Raw genomic sequence first — 16,110 nt, forward strand, 5'->3', positions numbered from 1 at the left:
TTTATAAAGAAGGAAATCGCATGTTAAAAGGATTGCTGTGCATCTCAGCGGCGGCTGCTTTCGTGATGACACCAAACGCGTTGGCCCAATCAATCACCATGACCGATTTGGGTACTAACCAAGCCGTCGGTACGGTGGAATTATCAGAGAGTGACTACGGAATTGTATTCACGCCGAATCTGTCAGGAATTCCTGCCGGACTACATGGCTTTCACGTCCACGCTAACCCATCCTGTGACAGTGCAGAAAAGGACGGTAAAACCGTAGTAGGTGGCGGTGCGGGCGGCCATTACGACCCAGACAATACTGGCCAACATGGTTTTCCATGGACCGATGGCAACCATCTTGGCGATCTGCCAGCGTTGTACGCCGACATGGAAGGAAACGCCAACCAATCGGTTTTAGCTCCGCGCCTCAAAATGTCTGATTTAAAAGGCAGAGCCTTGATGATTCATGCTGGCGGTGATAATCACTCGGATCAACCAGCCAAATTAGGTGGCGGCGGTGCACGCATTGTGTGTGGCGTGATCGACTAAATCAAGATCTGTCTGATTCACACTTCCTCATGCGGCAGGAAGTGTGAATCGTTGTGTATACTGATGCGATGTCGCATCGGTTTCAAGATGACTGTGATGCAGCATTAAAATGGACTGAACAATTTTAGTACCAATGCCTAGCGCGCCAGCTTGCGCATTCAGCTCTATTTGGTTGGAAAAAGTAAAACGAACTTGAGATGTATTATCGCCCCGTTTTACATCACAACTCACGGTCGCATCCGACGGACTATGCCGAAGTGCATTTTCCAATAAATTCAATATCAATCGTTCTAATAACCCCTTATCCCCTATCGCTTGGAGTGGCTCATCTACGGTAATGTTCAACGTCACGCCTTTACGTTGAAACTGACTTTGCATAGTTTCGGCGCATTCTGCCATTAGTTGGCTAATATCAATCGGAAGATACTCATAGATCGGTAGCGGAGCTTCTTGTTTTGCCACATCCAAGAGAGCGTGCAATTGCTGGGAGAGTTTTTCACTGTTGCGAAACGCCACTTCAATGAGCGGATCGGGGTCAGGATGCTGCAAACGCCAAGTTTCCAAATACCCAAGCACACTCGAAAGCGGCGTTTTTAAATCGTGGCTCAATTGCAAAAGACTTTGGCGGCGATGAGAGGATTGATATTCAAGTTGTAAAAATTGCTGCTGGATGTGTTTTGACATCAATTGATAAGAGCGAGCAATCGGCACTAGCTCCGGCACTTGATGTGCAAAATCGGGTTGTAGGCGAAAGTCGTGTTCGGCTTGTTTTTGCAGTTGATCGGTCACACGTTCAATCGGGTTTAACAAGCTGCGCTTAACCAAGAAATATGAGCCAAAAGCGAAACCTAAAATCGAAATAAGCACTAAACCCGCAAGCGCCAAGTACGGCGAATCCACTTGAGCATTGGCAATGGCCGTATGACGAGAACTCCCGATCACCACGTACAAATAACCAATGGTTGAGCCAAGCTCCTCTATCGCTGCGACAGAAAAGACTTTATGTTCATCACGATTACGCGGGTCATCGCCTAGAATCGGGAAAGGTTCACCACTGAGAAACTGACGAATAGGAGCCAGATTCACCGCGCCCATCAATTCCGTCCCTTCTGGCGCAGCGTGCGTAGTAATGTTGCCTTGGCTATCAAGAAAATAGATTTCGAAATCAGGCCCTATCAACATGAGGGTGTGGAAAATCGACTTGAGTGCTTTGGGATTGTAGTCCGTACCAATCATGAGCGGATTATCATCCCGCATGTGACTGGCTAGATCTTGATGTAAGCTTTGCTTGGTGCGAAGCTCAATCGTCTCTTTTTGCCAATTGTAAGTCAGCGCTATGGCCGCCATCGCCAAACAAAACCAAACAGTGGTGAATACCACCAAACGAGATTTGAAGCTCATCCTATCGCCTCCTCACACCGCCCATTATGGGCGCGGCTGAAATTTGTACCCAACACCCCAAACCGTTTGAATAAAATGATGCTCTGAGTCCGACAACGACAGCTTGCTGCGCAAGCGATTAATGGTGCTACAAACCGTGTGATGATACCCAGCATGATTGGTGTTCCAGACATGATCCAACAGCTCGTCCTTACTGTAGACTCGACCGGGACGAGTGGCGAGAAACTGTAACAAGGTGAACTCGGTTGCCGTCAGCGCGACGTCTTTATCGTTGAGCGAAACCTGATGTAGTTGGGGAATGATCTTCAAATCACCAAAGTTAAGTGCCTCTTCTTCTGGTCTCTCTGGAGTCGGCTTTTCAGCGACTTGATTGACGCGCCGAAGTACATTTCTCACCCGAGCTTGAAACTCTAAAACACTAAACGGCTTTGTGATGTAATCGTCGACATCAGCTTCCAATCCATCCACTTTATCCATCTCACCGTCTCTTGCAGTCAACACCAAAACTGGCGTCCAATCTTGCCGTTGACGCAAGTGATGGCAGATATCTAAACCATCACCATCGGGTAAACCTCTGTCGAGGATCACCAAATCAAACGACTGCTGCTGATAAGCATTTCTGCCCGCTGCAACGCTGGATTCTCGACTGACTTGATGCCCCTGAAACTTGAGATGCATTTGAACCAGTTCGGCCAAGTCATCATCGTCTTCAATCAACAATATGTTCGCCACCACGTTGGTTGTATGCCGTTCCATGATCCTTTCCTTGTCTGGGAGACGCCTCATTCTGCAAATGACCGGGACGGAGCCGTATTTCTTTCAACAAGGTCAAAAAGTGCTCTGGTGGTGGAGTGAGGGATAAAAGCATGAACAAACACTTTTAGGAAAGGATCCGCCACCAGAGCAGGTGAGTTATTCAACGCGCGTGATCGTGACCTTCGCTCCAGGATTTAGAAAACGATGGTTTGCCGACAAGGTTGAATCCGCCAGTCCATCATCATGGCTGATGACCCCAGCGTGAAACGCGACCGCATCATTCATATCATTTCGGGTTGAGTTAAACCCTTCTCCGCCACCCGCTGGGCCGGGAATCGTGGCTGCCAATTCATCATTAAGCTCTGTGCCAGAATCCCACACGTTCATGTTCATCTCGTAACTGTCACCCACTGCGAGTGACTTGAGCGATAATCCCGTTTCGCCAACAAAGGCATCATTAGTGTTCACAAGCATCGAAGCCAGCGACAGATAACCATAACGATGAGGATTGACCGTGATGGAGACTTCGTCCGATGCGCCCGGCAGCAGCAAACCGTTACCAGAGACACCTTGGTAGACGTTGTCGTCACTGTTCATCAGAGCAATCAGCTCGGCATTGCTGCCACCCTCGGCTAAGTGTTCTAACTCAACCGACGCACTTTGACCAATTTCGAATAGCTGAAAATTGCTATTGTGAGTCAGCACCGCCAATGGAGACATCGGTTGATTCGCCGTTAAGTTCTCGACATTCACCGTATATCGGTATGGCTTCGCGACATCATTATCGTCATCATTCGGACAACCAGCGAGCACTCCGACAGAGGCCGCTACCAGTAAGATTTTGTATTTCATACCTCCTCCTTACTTCACAACAATTGTGATGGTTGCAACTGGATTTAACCAACGATGATGACTGCTATCGAGATCACTCTTGCCACCAGCTGGATCGCTGTCACCCAAATTACCCGGATGAATGTGAACCTTGTCGTTGCTCACCGCCGTTTCTACGCCAGTACCACCGCTACCGAAGGTAATAAAAGGAGGATTAGGAATGCTGGACGCTAACTCATCGTTCGCTTCAGTGCCCGCGTCGTAACTGTTCAAGGTCGCTTTGTAAGTGCCCGCTTCGGTTGGAATTTTCCAACTGTCTAAACCAACAAAACCATCATTGGTTGGCAATAACATCGCGCTAAGTGAGAGGTAACCGTGATCGCCACTATCCAACGTAAACGTGGTCGCAGCGCCCGGATTGAGAATACCGCCCGCAGGGTTTTCTACGACTGCGCCGCCTGCGTTGCCAATCACGGTCGATAATCCAGAAATATCCCCACCTTCAGCCATCGCTTCAAGCTCTGCTGTGGCGGATTCTCCGACTTTAAACATGTGCAGATCTAAGCCATGCGCCGCGACGATAAGCGGTGTAAAGTAAATGCCTTTGGTTGCGTTGGTAACCGTAATTTCTAGTTCCGCCGCTTGAGCTGATGCCGCGCCAACCGCCAGAGCAACAGACGTCATGACAAGACTAAGTTGGGTACGTTTTTTCATTGTGAATCCATCCTTTTATGAGAGTGAAACCCAAGCCCTTGAACATCGTCTTTTGTTGGCTTGAGCAGCATTGCTTTCGAACGTTTGTCATTCTTGTCTTTAAGCATGACGAGCAAATATCTCGGTAACTTCATCGAATTCTCATAAAATTCTCACAACTTCTTATCTCTTTCATTCCGTTATAAAATAGCGCCCATCAGTTCCCCAAACGCACATTAAAATGCTCAACAATTTACTTACTGCATACTATGGAGAAATCTACGGTATTGCCTTTTTCAGTCACTATCTCAACAACTACAAACAGGCAGAGCAACGCGCGCTTTGGCAAACTTTAGTCGACGTGGAAAAACTGACCGCTGAAAAACTCAAACCTGTTTTGCAAGCACATGGAATGGAGATAGAAAACCGTCATCAAGAAATGATGGAAAAAGGTCTTTCCGATGCAGAAAAGTGGATCGATTTACCTTGGTCCGAGCTGGTTGCCACGCTACTCAATTGGGTTGAGCCGTACGAAGTGACATACCGAGAATGGCAAACACTCGCGATAGAGAAGAATTCAAACGCTGTCAATTTTCAAACTGCATTTGATTTAGTCGCAGAACATGAAACCGCCATTTATCAATGTTGGCAGCGTTATCAAGCTAACGAGTCTGGGTTGCCGATTCTTCATGCCTTTTTGGCAAAATATCGTTAAAGCGAGACTGGCACACTTGCACCTCGTAAAGCCCTGCCAGACAATACTTTTAATACGCCGCGTCGAACGGAATCTTTATGGTTAATCCAAAACTCATTGCTCTACTGCCCGATTTGGCCTCCTTTATTTTGGTGGTCAACGAAGGCAGTTTTACTGCCGCAGCCAAACAGCTTGGCGTTACCCCATCTGCGTTAAGCAAACTGATCACCCGTTTGGAGCAAGCCCTCAACGTGAAGTTGTTTGAACGCACCACGCGCAAGCTGATCATTACTCAAGCAGGGCAAAAAGTGTATGACCAAAGCATTGCGATGGTTAATGCCGCGCAGCAAGCCGTTGAGCTATCTGCGGAAGAACATGCCGAACCAACTGGTGCGCTCACGGTAGCGGCACCAGAGGCGTTTTTAAACTCGGTCTTACAACCGTTCGTGCTGCCTTTTTTGCAACGTTATCCAAAAATTCAGCTCAAGCTGCGCGCTGCCGACGGGGAAATCGACCTGTTTCGCCAGGGCATTGATGTCGCCTTTAAGCTCACCGATAAACCGGATGAGAATTTGGTGCTCAAAGAGATAAGTAAAACCAATCTGGTTTTGTGTGCGTCGCCAGACTACCTCGCACAAAGAGGCATGCCAGAACATCCGACGCAACTTGAACAGCACGACTGTATTTACCTAGCAGAAAACGACAAAGACAACATTTGGTCGTTTTTTAAAGAAGAGGCGTTTCATTCCATCGCGGTCAGTGGTCGGTATGCGGTCAACCATTCGCAAATGCGCCTAAATGGTGTCAAAGCAGGTTTAGGGATTGGCATCTTCCACGATTTCGTGGTGAAAGAGGCATTAGAGCGCGGAGAAGTGGTCGAAGTGTTGTCCGATTGGATGATCAAAAGTAACTACCACGGTGCGGTCGCTATGCAGTACGCACAAACCAAATACATGCCTGCACGTCTGCGTGTATTTCTCGACTTTGTAAACGAACATCTCGTGTCTAAGGAACCCAACCATGTTTAATGCGATTCATCACGTCGCTATCATTTGCAGTGATTACCCAACATCAAAGCGTTTTTACACCGAAGTGCTAGGGCTACAAATCATCGCAGAAAACTATCGTGAAGCGCGAGACTCCTACAAACTCGACCTTGCGTTGCCGAACGGATGTCAAATCGAGCTGTTCAGCTTTCCCGGCGCACCGGAGCGACCAAGCTTTCCGGAGGCGCAAGGCTTACGACATTTGGCGTTTCAAGTCGACAACGTTGAAGAAGTAAAAGCGTATCTGGAATCCAAACACATCGCTGTTGAACCCATTCGCATTGATGAGTTTACGGGCAAAGCATTTACGTTCTTCCAAGATCCCGACGGCTTACCATTGGAGCTTTATCAAAAGTAAAAAGAGCCAGCAATTCGCTGGCTCTTGTTTTATACCAATACGACACCTTAGTTCAGTGCTGCTTTTAGCTTCTCGACACGGTTGAACACCAACCAGTCCAACAGCAAAACGCTCACAATGGCTAAACCGCCCATCGGGAACGCGGCACAGATGGCAACCAATGTGGCTAACCCCCATTTCCACACTCCGTCATGTTGAAATTGTGGCGGCGCGCCAAGCGATGCGCTGCGACTTGGTCGACGTAACCACCACATTACCACTCCGGAAATAGCAATCAGAATAAATGCCAGACAGAACAGCACATTCAACGCCTTGTTGATGATGCTTACGTCTCCTTGGTGAAGTGAGATACCCGCAGCCATTAACTTGGCAAACCAGCTGTAATCCTGCCAAGTCACATCCACCAGCAAACGACCTGAGTATTGGTCAAAATGGCTGGTTCGATCTTGTCTTGGGTCAGAGATGTCCCCTCCCATTGAGTTGGCTGCAACGGTGTAAACACCGTTATCTGAACGAGGCAAGAATATTTTGTAGCTGGTAAAGCCCATCATTTCGGCTTTAAGAATAATGTCGTCAATCGATAACGCGCGATGGCTCGCCGTGTAAGACGACCCCCTTTCCATGTTCGCGTGATCATGGGCGGGTTTATCTTTCGATTCAGGTACGGCAGCAAGCTCTAAGTTCCAAGGCATTTCTTCTGACGAACCGTGGTTAAGATCCTTATGCGTCAATGTCGACTCTGGCTTTTCACCCCAAGTGTAATAGGTCGGAAACGTGTTCCAAGCTTGAACCATCTTTGCACCCCAAATTCCAGCCCAAGACAAACCAGAAATCAGGAAAAACAGTAACACGAGGGACAACACACCACCTAGGTTAGCGTGCACATCGCGCAATAAAATACGAGAACCTTGGGCAATACGGATTTTCAAAAAGCCCGCTCGACTGGCGTTGTCGCGAGGAAGCCAGAGATACAAGCCCGACACCAAAAGTAAAATACCTAAGCTGGCTGATATTTCGATTAAACGATCGCCAAGCTCACCAATCAGTAAGGTGCCATGAATGTTATTCATCAGCTCATAAACGCTGTCTGAGCGATCAATGGAGCCTTGAACCTCGCCCGTATATGGATCGACTGCAGCAACGAGCGAACGTCCATCTTCCGCTTTAATTGAAAATCGGTTGGCAAGATGCGCTGTTTTGGCAGGCACAAATTGAGTAACGCTGAAATCGGGATAGGCTTGCTTAACCGACTCTAACTGGACGGACACTGGTACTTTGTGCTCTTGCGGCACCACTTTTAGCGTAGTCTCATAACGAGCCAGTTCAATCTCATCATCAAACAGCATCACCAGTCCGGTGACGGACAGCATGAGCATAAATGGGATAACGAATAATCCTGCGTAGAAATGCCATCGCCACGTCATAAAGTAGATGGATTTTGCGCGCGACGCTTCCTTGAGTTGAGGCTTTGTTGAGTTTCTCAACATGTTTATTTCCTTTTCATTTTTGCACGCCAAAAACGCTGACCAAATGCTTCCCCCACATGCTTTTCTATGCGGTGAAATTTGGACAGGTTTGGGAATGCGACTGCTTGAATGAGCAGTGTATGTGTGACTTTACTTATTGTTTTTATGGATTATGAAAAAGAAACCACAGGCGGCGCGCGCGGAACTGGCGTTTCAAATCGTACACTTAGAGCCAAAAAAGTGTAGCGTTCAGAAATTACCGAGCTCAGTCGTGAAAGTATCGGTGTAGTTGGAAGTGAATCTTGGTGGAAAGTGGAAAAGTGACTAAATGGACACGGCTTGCCCTTGTGCGTCACCGAGCTGTCGCCCTCTTCTATCTGAACCAGCTCGAAACCGTTTAGCGTACAAAGCGTCGCCCACACGCCCATGCTGTTACCATGAGCATTGATAACAGGCATCAGTGTCACGAGCACCCAACTTAAGGCGCTAGCGAATAACATGGAGCGATAAAAAGGAATTAATCTACGCATAACGGTGACTTAACAAATTTCACACAGAGTAGCCAATTCTGAGTTTCAGCTCAAAAAGAGGATCAATAAGTGATTACTACCTCACAATCATCATGTTGACAGAGACAAAAAAGCCCGCAAATTTGCGGGCTTTCTTTCAATCATTCATGCACGTAAGCGCTGCTTAACCAAACAGCTTGCTCCAAATGCTTGGATTACGCTTGTCGTGGTACTCTTCACGAAGGCTATCGATCTCACGCAGTTGCGCTTTTGCTTCTGTCAAATTACCTGCATCCAGATCCGCTTCGATTTTGTCTAGCGTTACCGACAGCTTGTTGAAACCTTCTAGGTAAGTATCAAACTTTTCTGGTGGGTAATTACCACGTTTTGACTGTTCTACAATGGCTTGCAAGCTATCAATCGCTGATTTCATGGTTTCCACGTCAGACGCTTCTGCGGCCTGTTTGAATTCCATCTTCATCTGCTTCATGTTTTGCTTCAAATCAACCGCTTCTGCCATCGCGTATGTTGAGCCAAACGCAATCGCACACCCTAGAACTAAAGGACGTAACATTTTCACTTCTCCATTTTAGTGCCGAATTCTGTGTCGGCTTCGTTTACCCAAATAACTCGCCACGCTAATGCGCATTGTAGGAATATTCGGGTATTTAAGAGGGGCAGTGTAAAGCAATCTTACCTAGGGTGCATACCTAAAATGTAATCAAGTTTATGCGTTGCGAATCTCGTCATACTCTGCGATTGGCAAGCGGCCACGCAGTTCAAGAAATGACAAAAACTGTTTAGCAGAGTGAGTAATCACTTTGTTGCTATCAATATCAAGGTTGTCCATCAGCTCACTGACAAGATCCAGATTGCCCACATCATGACAAAAGTGTGCATCGCTTCCCGTAGTAAAATACACATCTAACGCTTTGCCGATTTGCGCAATTTCATGACAACGATCCACACTGCCAACACGGCTGTTGCCTTTGAGCGTGGTGTTATTGATTTCTATCGCTACATTGTGCTCTCTAGCGCACTTCAGCACTTGTTCAAAATCGAAGTCGAAGTTCGGGTTACCCAAATGCCCTAACGCATCAACGCGACCGCTTTTGATGACGTTTATCAGCGCTTCAGTATGGGCTTCTTTATTGGCAGGTGGAAAAACGGGCTCGTGGAAACTGGCAATAACCCAGTCCAAATTGCGATCGACGCTTGGCGGAATATCAATTTCACCTTCAATGTTAAGTATGTTGGATTCCACTCCGCGAACGATGGCAACACCTTCAAGAAAACGAGGCAGAATTTTTTGGTTGGAGAAAAACCAGTAGTGAGGCGCACCCGGCATCGACTCCGCATGGTCCGTCGTGCAAAACATGGTTAACCCGTTCTCTTTTGCCGACTTTGCGTTTTCAATCAACGTACTATACGCATGACCACTCGCGTAAGTATGCGTGTGGGTATCAACCTTAAATTCCATCATCCAGTCTCTTGAGTACTCAAATTTGCGGGTATTGTATACCCTCGTGCGGTCAAGATGTAGCGAACACCGAAAATGCGGCGGTGAACGCTCTCTTACTCAGCCTAGAAATGGAAAAAGTGCGTCTCGATATTTAGTGCTATTGCGAGTCCGTTTCCTCACAAATACTTTTAATCAATGGCAACGCTTTTTCCCACCCATTGTTGAACATCGATACAAAGTCACTGTGAGTGTGAATGGTGATGTTGAGCAACAAGCGTTCGTCTTCTGTGTCGATCTGATAGATCTCACGAGATCCAATCCACTTGGCGGCAATATCGGCGTCCAACTGTTGCCTATTGTCGGGGTTAAAGATGGCAACATGATGAAACTCCAGCCGATGCAGTAGCTGCACAGAATCAATCACTGCGCGAGTGCCGCCCATATCCGGATCAAAAAAGGTGATGTCGCTGCCCTCTTCCCACTCCCCTTCGAATTGAGATTGAGGTGAAAATGCCTGCGCCCAACGCTTGTAAAGCTCAGCATCCGTCAGCACTCTCCATACGCGCTGCGGAGTCGCGGTTATTTCTACGTAATAGTTTAATGTAAGCATGTTTTCTCTCCCTGAACCTTCATTGACGCTAGTTTATTCTCAGGAAAAATCAAATTTGCTTGCGTTTTAAATGCTTATCTCAACTTACTTTTACCAGACACTAAGATGTTCTCGTTTGTAACGCCTTGCTTTGATGATGCTTGACCAATACATCCCAGCACCCATTCAATACCGTCGCGAGCACAATTAAGCCCATGCCCGCGATTTGAGTGCGGCTCATTACATCAGCGAAAAAAAGTGATTGCCAAACGGCCGTAAACAACAAGTTGGTAAAAATCAGTGGTGCGAGTTGAGAGCCGCTACTGGCCAGTTGATAGGCTTTTGCACGAAACACTTGAGTATTGATGATCAACATCGACATGACTAATAGCCACAGCACACTAGGCTCAACGGATAGTGAGAATGAATGAGCCCCCAACAGTCCAGAGCCATCGTTGATAAGCGCCAAAGGCAGAATAAATAACGCGGCAAAGCTAAACGCCCAGAAGTTGATCTCTAGCGGCGACATATTACTTTTGCTGACTTTATACAGCGTCAATTGTGAGCCGGAGTTAAACAAACCACCAGCCAAACCAAGCAGTAAGTCGTATCGCAAAGTAAATTCGCCTTCCGTTCCAGCCAACAACACCACACCACTAAACGCCATCACAATACCAAAAACGGTGGACGCACGAATTTTTCCATGCCAGACAAGCTTTTCAATCACAGGCATAAACAACGGGCCTGTAGCAAAAAGGACAACACTTTCGACCAGTGTTAACGTTTGAAGAGACGCAATAAAGCAGAGTTGAGACAGACCAATACAAAGTGCGCGTAGCAAAGTGGGCTTCAACTCGGTCGATTTCGGCAGTTTGATGCCTTTCGGGATCAGAACTAAGAGCAAGATAAGCGCAGGTAGGAAAAATCGCAGAAAGCTGAACATGGTTACCGAAAGCGCCTCAGACAGCTGCTTTGCTAGCAAGCCCGTAACAGATAAGCTTAATGTAGACATCAACATAAATACGATGGGTTTGTGAACGTGATTCATTAGATACTCCTTAATTCTCGGAGCATTTTATGAAAAGTGACTTTATAGAAATAGCGAGTAATATTAACCACTATTGTAAGTAAAACTTACACATTGAAAACAGGTTCGTTCCATGCGCAAATTAGTACCATTAAAATCCATCTACGCGTTTGTGGCGGTGGCAGAATCAGGCAGTATGACGGAAGCCGCCCAGCTTCTGAGCGTTAGCCACTCGGCGATCAGCCAAGCGATTAAATCTCTCGAAAGCCAAGTAAACAAACCGCTTTTTGACCGCATTGGACGCCATGTGTACCTCAATACGGAAGGCAAAAAATACTACCGCAAAGTCGCGCCAGCGTTAGAACAAATCGTCGATGCAACTGAAGCACTGATGCACGATCAAAACTCTCAACGCATTACGCTAAACATGGTGAATTCCTTGGCACTGCATTGGTGGATCCCACGTATGCCACGCCTTCAAGCCTATGCGCCCCAACTTGATGTGCGCCTATCTAACCTTTCTGGACGGTTCAATTTGGAACAAGAAGGCGTTGATGCTGCGTTGGTGCATGGCAAACCTGAAGAGTGGCAAGACTACTATTGCGAAAAGCTCAGTGAAGACGAACTGGTATTAGTGTGCAGCCCTGATCTCATCGACCACAGCAATCCAGTTAATCTTTCTGACATCTTAAAGACGTATCCGCTCATTGAGGTCACGAATGAGCGCAGAAAACACGATTGGCAAGTCTGGTCAGACGCGATAGGAGCCGCTCGTCCAAAAAACAAAAAGCCGATCACTTTTAATATGTCGATTCAAGCGGTACAGGCAACCACGCGTCGTTTGGGTGTGTTGGTGACTCATCGTTTGTTTGTGAAAGACGACATCAAGTACGGTCAGCTGATCGAACTTGGTGAGCCTGTGATCAATCCTAATCAGCAACTTTATTTTGTGTGCCCACCGCATAAGCTCAAGCAAGAAAGCTTTCACCTATTGCGCTCGTGGTTAAAACAAGAATTTGCGTAACTGAGCCTGTTACTCAATACGTTAACTTGAGCTTGGTGAACTCTCGGCTAAAGTAAATAGAGTGCGAAAAAACTCAAGGATGAGGCTATGCGATTGTTTCATAGAGTAGTGATTGGGGCTTGTCTCGTTGTACCAGCAGTGGGTAATGCCAATGACGGGGCAGAGCTTGACGAGCAAGGCATTTCAACCGCGATTATTGGAGGCCAGCAAGCGTCTCAAAATCAGCTCCCGTTCTTTGCTCGGCTAATTTTACACAAAACGGGCGACCGACAATTCGCGAATATTTGTGGTGGTTCTATCGTTAATGATCGTTTCATATTAACGGCCGCCCACTGCGTAGAATCCTCGGTTTTTACTGACGGTTGGACAGCAAATGACCTCCGTGTTCTGGTAAAAAATCCAACCATGAACGATGTTTATGTCGAAGAGTTCAAAGACGTTCGCACTATTACAATTCATCCCAACTATGATCCTAATGACCTATGGATTAATGACTTGGCGGTATTGGAGTTAACCCGACCAATTACCGATAACGTTCAGTCCATCACTCTGCCTCAAGATTTTGGCGATTACAGCGGCGAATCGGTTTATCAAATCTTTGGATTGGGACAAACGTCCACGACCGACACCAGCGGCCCGAACTATTTGCGATGGGCGGAGGTTCAACCGCTTTCTGATGCCCAATGCGCTTCTCTCGTTGTGGGGTATAACGATCAAGAAAACATTTGTGCAAATGGCTTTCCAGACCGTAGCTATACCGGAATATGTAGCGGAGACTCTGGCGGCCCACTCACCTATCAAGACAGCAACGGTATGTATCAGCAAATCGGGATTGTGAGCTACGGCTCATCCATTTGTAAGTCGGCAGCCATTCCGAGCGTCTTCACAGAGATTCTGAATTACACCTCGTGGATAGAGGCAAGAACCAGTTCTGGGGTTAAAACCGTTTATAACGCGAGCTTAGCAGCCTTAGAGGATTACCATAGCGAAGGTGATTCAGGCTTTGATCCAGAAGACACTAATGTTTCAGGATTTAGCGATAACGGCAGCGGCGGTGCAATGGGTGCAGGGTTGTTGTTCTTTGGAGGATTATTGGGTTGGCTGCGACGCAGAAAGACGACGTAACGTTTCTCTTTACTAGATAAAAATAAACGCAAAACGCTTACAACGTTTTGCGTTTCACGCGAGAGTTGATGATGTCTTCAATCAGCTTTTGCTCTTTTTTGGCTTTCTCATAATTTTGCTTGGTACGCCATCTCTCTAATACCTTTTCCAACCCTTGAACGCGAGCGTGTTTGTGTTCTAACGTTTTTTGTACTGATGCACATTCAGCTTGCATCACCGCTTGTTCTTGCTCGTGGTGACGGAGCATTCTTTGCAGCATCTGATCAACGCGGTTGAAGTTCATCAACGCCGCGCTATTCAAAGACGGAGAGGACAACGCCGATTGACCAGCGTGCCCTTTGAGAGCTGAAAGTTGTTGCAACTGCGTTGAAAGATGATTGTGACGCTGACGCATAGCGTCGAGCTGTTGCCCGACCCTATCACGCTGCTTTTCTTCCATTTGTTGCAGTTTGCCGACCGCTTTAAGTTTGGCTTTCATCGCTGCGTTCGCTCTCTACGGTGCACCTTGGAACATTTGAGCCAGCTCAGTCAAACTGGTGGTGTAATCCACCGCCTCGTTCGCTGATTGCTGTAAGTACGAACGCAAATGCGGATACATCGACACAGACTGATCCAACTCAGGGTCCTGACCCGGTTGATAGCCACCAAGCGGAAGTAACTCTTTCACCTGAAGGTAATTGGAGTACATTTGGCGGAAGTTGTTTGCGATGGTGGAATGAGCAGGTTGCGTACAAGTGCTCATACAACGGCTGATAGAAGCGTTGATATCAATCGCCGGATAATGCCCTTGTTCCGCCAGCTGGCGCGACAACACAACGTGTCCATCCAAAATGGCACGAGCAGAGTCCACGACTGGGTCTTGCTGATCGTCGCCTTCCGCCAGTACAGTGTAAATCGCCGTTAAGCTGCCATGAGGATTTTCACTGTTACCCGCTCGCTCTAATAGCTGCGGTAACACACTGAATACCGAAGGCGGATAGCCGCGCGACGCTGGTGGTTCCCCCAAAGATAACGCGATTTCACGTTGAGCCATCGCGTAACGCGTTAGGGAATCCATCAACAAAAGTACATCTTTGCCTTGATCTCGGAAATACTCCGCGACGCGGTGACAAAGCAGTGTCGCTCTAAGTCGCATCAATGGTGATTCATCCGCAGGAGCTGCAATGATGATGGCTTTTTCTCTCGCCTCTGGCGTTAAGTTGCGTTCAATAAACTCACGAACTTCTCGACCACGCTCACCAATCAAACCCACCACAATGACGTCCGCTTCCGTGTTTTTGGTGATCATCCCCATCAACACACTTTTACCAACACCACTGCCCGCCATTAGACCAATACGCTGACCTTTACCGACCGTCAGCAAACCGTTGATCGCACGAACGCCAACATTAAGCGGTGTATCGACAGGACGACGCTTAAGGGGGTTGATCGGTTTAGGTTCAAGTGAAACACGATCGCCCCCTTTAAGCGGCATGCCGTCATCCAATGGCTCGCCTAAGCCGTTCACCACGCGTCCCATCCACTGAGAGCTGAGTTGCACGGTACTGTCGCCGTCTAATGGGATCACCTTCGCACCTGCAAACAAACCGCCTAAACGGCGGATTGGCATTAAGTACGCAACGGTATGATCAAAGCCGACCACTTGTGCTTCGATCATATCGCCTTCGGCGGTTTCCACTAAACAACGTTGCTCAAGCTTAAAACGACATCCAACCGCTTGTAACATCAAGCCGTTCACTTTAATCAAGCGTCCGGTTACTCGCGCAACGGGAATAGAATCAAGCGATGCTAGTGCATCGCTCAAACGCTCACTTAATAGTTCGTGGCTTAATGTACTACTCATTTTCAGACTCAACCTGTGGAATGCTGACTTCGTCTAACAAGTGCTGTTTTACGTTGTCCATGCACGCCTCTAAGCGTGAGTCACAACTGGCGTCCGCTTCCGCATCATCCGTCACTAACTGACAACCACCAATTGGCAGTTCGTTGTTGGCAACCAGCTTCCAAGACTTAGGCAGATCCGCGTTAATGTGCGTAATGCGTTCTAGATCTTGTGGGTTGAGATGAACCGTCACGGTTTCCGCTTTGCCCGGCATCGCAGACAGTGTTTCATCCACCAGCGCCAGAATTTGCTGTGGCATCAGAGTAAGCTCGGCACGAATCACCTGCTGAGCCACCTTCTGTACCAACTCACAAATCATGTGGCGTTGCTGCTGCTCTTTTTCACTTTGCCAGCGAGATAAGGCTTGGAACAAATCATTAACTGGCTTCGCCGCTTCTAAAAAGCCTTGCTTACCAGCTTGTTCACCAGAAACAAATCCTTTCTGGAAGCCTTCTTTCTGACCATCGAGCAAGCCTTGTTGCTTACCTTGCTCAATACCTTGGCGTAAACCTTCTTCATGACCTTGTTGCAGCCCCTGTTGGAAACCGGCTTCAAGTTGCTGCTGAATGTCCACTTGCGACTCTTGCCAACCTTGGTTGTCCAAGCCGAACTCTTCATCAACCGCAACTGGCTGAGCCAGCGGCGGAAAACGGTGTAAACGGTAACCACTTGGAGGCAGTCGCATAATGTTCGATCTTTGTTCTGCCATGC

Annotated in this window: 19 protein-coding genes; 6 read left to right on the forward strand and 13 right to left on the reverse strand. The window is 47.6% G+C overall.

The window, feature by feature from the left end:
- Positions 1-20: 20 nt before the first annotated feature.
- Complete coding sequence (sodC, locus tag DYB02_RS19070; protein WP_029804445.1) at positions 21-536, forward strand: superoxide dismutase family protein; 516 nt, start codon at positions 21-23, stop codon at positions 534-536.
- Positions 537-563: 27 nt separating this feature from the next.
- On the opposite strand, the gene DYB02_RS19075 is transcribed toward sodC, so the two are convergent.
- From DYB02_RS19075 to DYB02_RS19095, 4 genes are all read right to left on the reverse strand, one after another.
- Positions 564-1,937 (reverse strand): sensor histidine kinase, encoded by a 1,374-nt coding sequence (locus DYB02_RS19075; protein WP_029804447.1) that lies wholly within the window; start codon positions 1,935-1,937, stop codon positions 564-566.
- Between the two features lie 24 nt (positions 1,938-1,961).
- A complete protein-coding gene (locus tag DYB02_RS19080) occupies positions 1,962-2,693 on the reverse strand; it encodes a response regulator transcription factor (RefSeq protein ID WP_029804448.1) in 732 nt (243 codons plus the stop codon).
- 156 nt (positions 2,694-2,849) lie between these two features.
- Positions 2,850-3,545, reverse strand: a complete 696-nt coding sequence (locus DYB02_RS19090) for a spondin domain-containing protein (RefSeq protein WP_029804450.1) — start codon at positions 3,543-3,545, stop codon at positions 2,850-2,852.
- Between the two features lie 9 nt (positions 3,546-3,554).
- Positions 3,555-4,238 (reverse strand): spondin domain-containing protein, encoded by a 684-nt coding sequence (locus DYB02_RS19095; protein ID WP_025587312.1) that lies wholly within the window; start codon positions 4,236-4,238, stop codon positions 3,555-3,557.
- Between the two features lie 220 nt (positions 4,239-4,458).
- Between DYB02_RS19095 and DYB02_RS19105 the strand changes: the two genes are divergently transcribed.
- The 3 genes from DYB02_RS19105 (at position 4,459) to gloA2 (ending at position 6,315) form a co-directional block, all read left to right on the forward strand.
- Positions 4,459-4,932: a hypothetical protein gene (locus tag DYB02_RS19105; RefSeq protein ID WP_029804451.1), complete on the forward strand. Its 474-nt coding sequence runs from the start codon at positions 4,459-4,461 to the stop codon at positions 4,930-4,932.
- A gap of 77 nt (positions 4,933-5,009) precedes the next feature.
- On the forward strand, positions 5,010-5,939 hold the full coding sequence (locus DYB02_RS19110; RefSeq protein WP_020841459.1) for a LysR family transcriptional regulator: 930 nt from the start codon (positions 5,010-5,012) through the stop codon (positions 5,937-5,939).
- Positions 5,932-6,315: an SMU1112c/YaeR family gloxylase I-like metalloprotein gene (gene gloA2 / locus DYB02_RS19115; protein ID WP_029804452.1), complete on the forward strand. Its 384-nt coding sequence runs from the start codon at positions 5,932-5,934 to the stop codon at positions 6,313-6,315. The genes DYB02_RS19110 and gloA2 overlap by 8 nt, the downstream gene beginning before the upstream one ends.
- Positions 6,316-6,362: 47 nt before the next feature.
- Here gloA2 and DYB02_RS19120 read toward each other — a convergent pair whose 3' ends face one another.
- The 6 genes from DYB02_RS19120 to DYB02_RS19145 form a co-directional block, all read right to left on the reverse strand.
- Entirely contained in the window at positions 6,363-7,802 is a 1,440-nt protein-coding gene (locus DYB02_RS19120; RefSeq protein ID WP_029803585.1) for a PepSY-associated TM helix domain-containing protein, read from the reverse strand.
- Positions 7,803-7,951: 149 nt separating this feature from the next.
- Entirely contained in the window at positions 7,952-8,311 is a 360-nt protein-coding gene (locus DYB02_RS19125; protein ID WP_071936908.1) for a hypothetical protein, read from the reverse strand.
- A 163-nt stretch (positions 8,312-8,474) separates the two neighbouring features.
- Complete coding sequence (locus DYB02_RS19130; protein WP_005462833.1) at positions 8,475-8,864, reverse strand: cytochrome b562; 390 nt, start codon at positions 8,862-8,864, stop codon at positions 8,475-8,477.
- A 153-nt stretch (positions 8,865-9,017) separates the two neighbouring features.
- Entirely contained in the window at positions 9,018-9,770 is a 753-nt protein-coding gene (locus DYB02_RS19135; protein ID WP_031822829.1) for a phosphatase, read from the reverse strand.
- A gap of 139 nt (positions 9,771-9,909) precedes the next feature.
- Entirely contained in the window at positions 9,910-10,362 is a 453-nt protein-coding gene (locus DYB02_RS19140; RefSeq protein WP_029803582.1) for an SRPBCC family protein, read from the reverse strand.
- 100 nt (positions 10,363-10,462) lie between these two features.
- Complete coding sequence (locus tag DYB02_RS19145) at positions 10,463-11,389, reverse strand: DMT family transporter (RefSeq protein WP_005485821.1); 927 nt, start codon at positions 11,387-11,389, stop codon at positions 10,463-10,465.
- 112 nt (positions 11,390-11,501) lie between these two features.
- Here DYB02_RS19145 and DYB02_RS19150 point away from each other — a divergent pair, with 112 nt between their 5' ends.
- Complete coding sequence (locus DYB02_RS19150; RefSeq protein WP_029803581.1) at positions 11,502-12,392, forward strand: LysR substrate-binding domain-containing protein; 891 nt, start codon at positions 11,502-11,504, stop codon at positions 12,390-12,392.
- 87 nt (positions 12,393-12,479) lie between these two features.
- Positions 12,480-13,517, forward strand: coding sequence for a S1 family peptidase (locus DYB02_RS19155; RefSeq protein ID WP_029803579.1), 1,038 nt, complete (start codon positions 12,480-12,482; stop codon positions 13,515-13,517).
- 37 nt (positions 13,518-13,554) lie between these two features.
- On the opposite strand, the gene fliJ is transcribed toward DYB02_RS19155, so the two are convergent.
- From fliJ to fliH, 3 genes are read right to left on the reverse strand one after another with little or no spacing between them, the layout of a single operon-like run.
- On the reverse strand, positions 13,555-13,995 hold the full coding sequence (gene fliJ / locus DYB02_RS19160) for a flagellar export protein FliJ (protein WP_005462826.1): 441 nt from the start codon (positions 13,993-13,995) through the stop codon (positions 13,555-13,557).
- 15 nt (positions 13,996-14,010) lie between these two features.
- Positions 14,011-15,360 (reverse strand): flagellar protein export ATPase FliI, encoded by a 1,350-nt coding sequence (gene fliI, locus DYB02_RS19165; protein ID WP_025508162.1) that lies wholly within the window; start codon positions 15,358-15,360, stop codon positions 14,011-14,013.
- A complete protein-coding gene (gene fliH, locus DYB02_RS19170) occupies positions 15,353-16,108 on the reverse strand; it encodes a flagellar assembly protein FliH (protein ID WP_005478070.1) in 756 nt (251 codons plus the stop codon). Before fliH ends, fliI begins: the two co-directional genes overlap by 8 nt.
- Between the last annotated feature and the right edge of the window lie 2 nt (positions 16,109-16,110).

The organism is Vibrio parahaemolyticus (genome assembly GCF_900460535.1).
In the GTDB taxonomy this organism is placed as follows: domain Bacteria; phylum Pseudomonadota; class Gammaproteobacteria; order Enterobacterales; family Vibrionaceae; genus Vibrio; species Vibrio parahaemolyticus.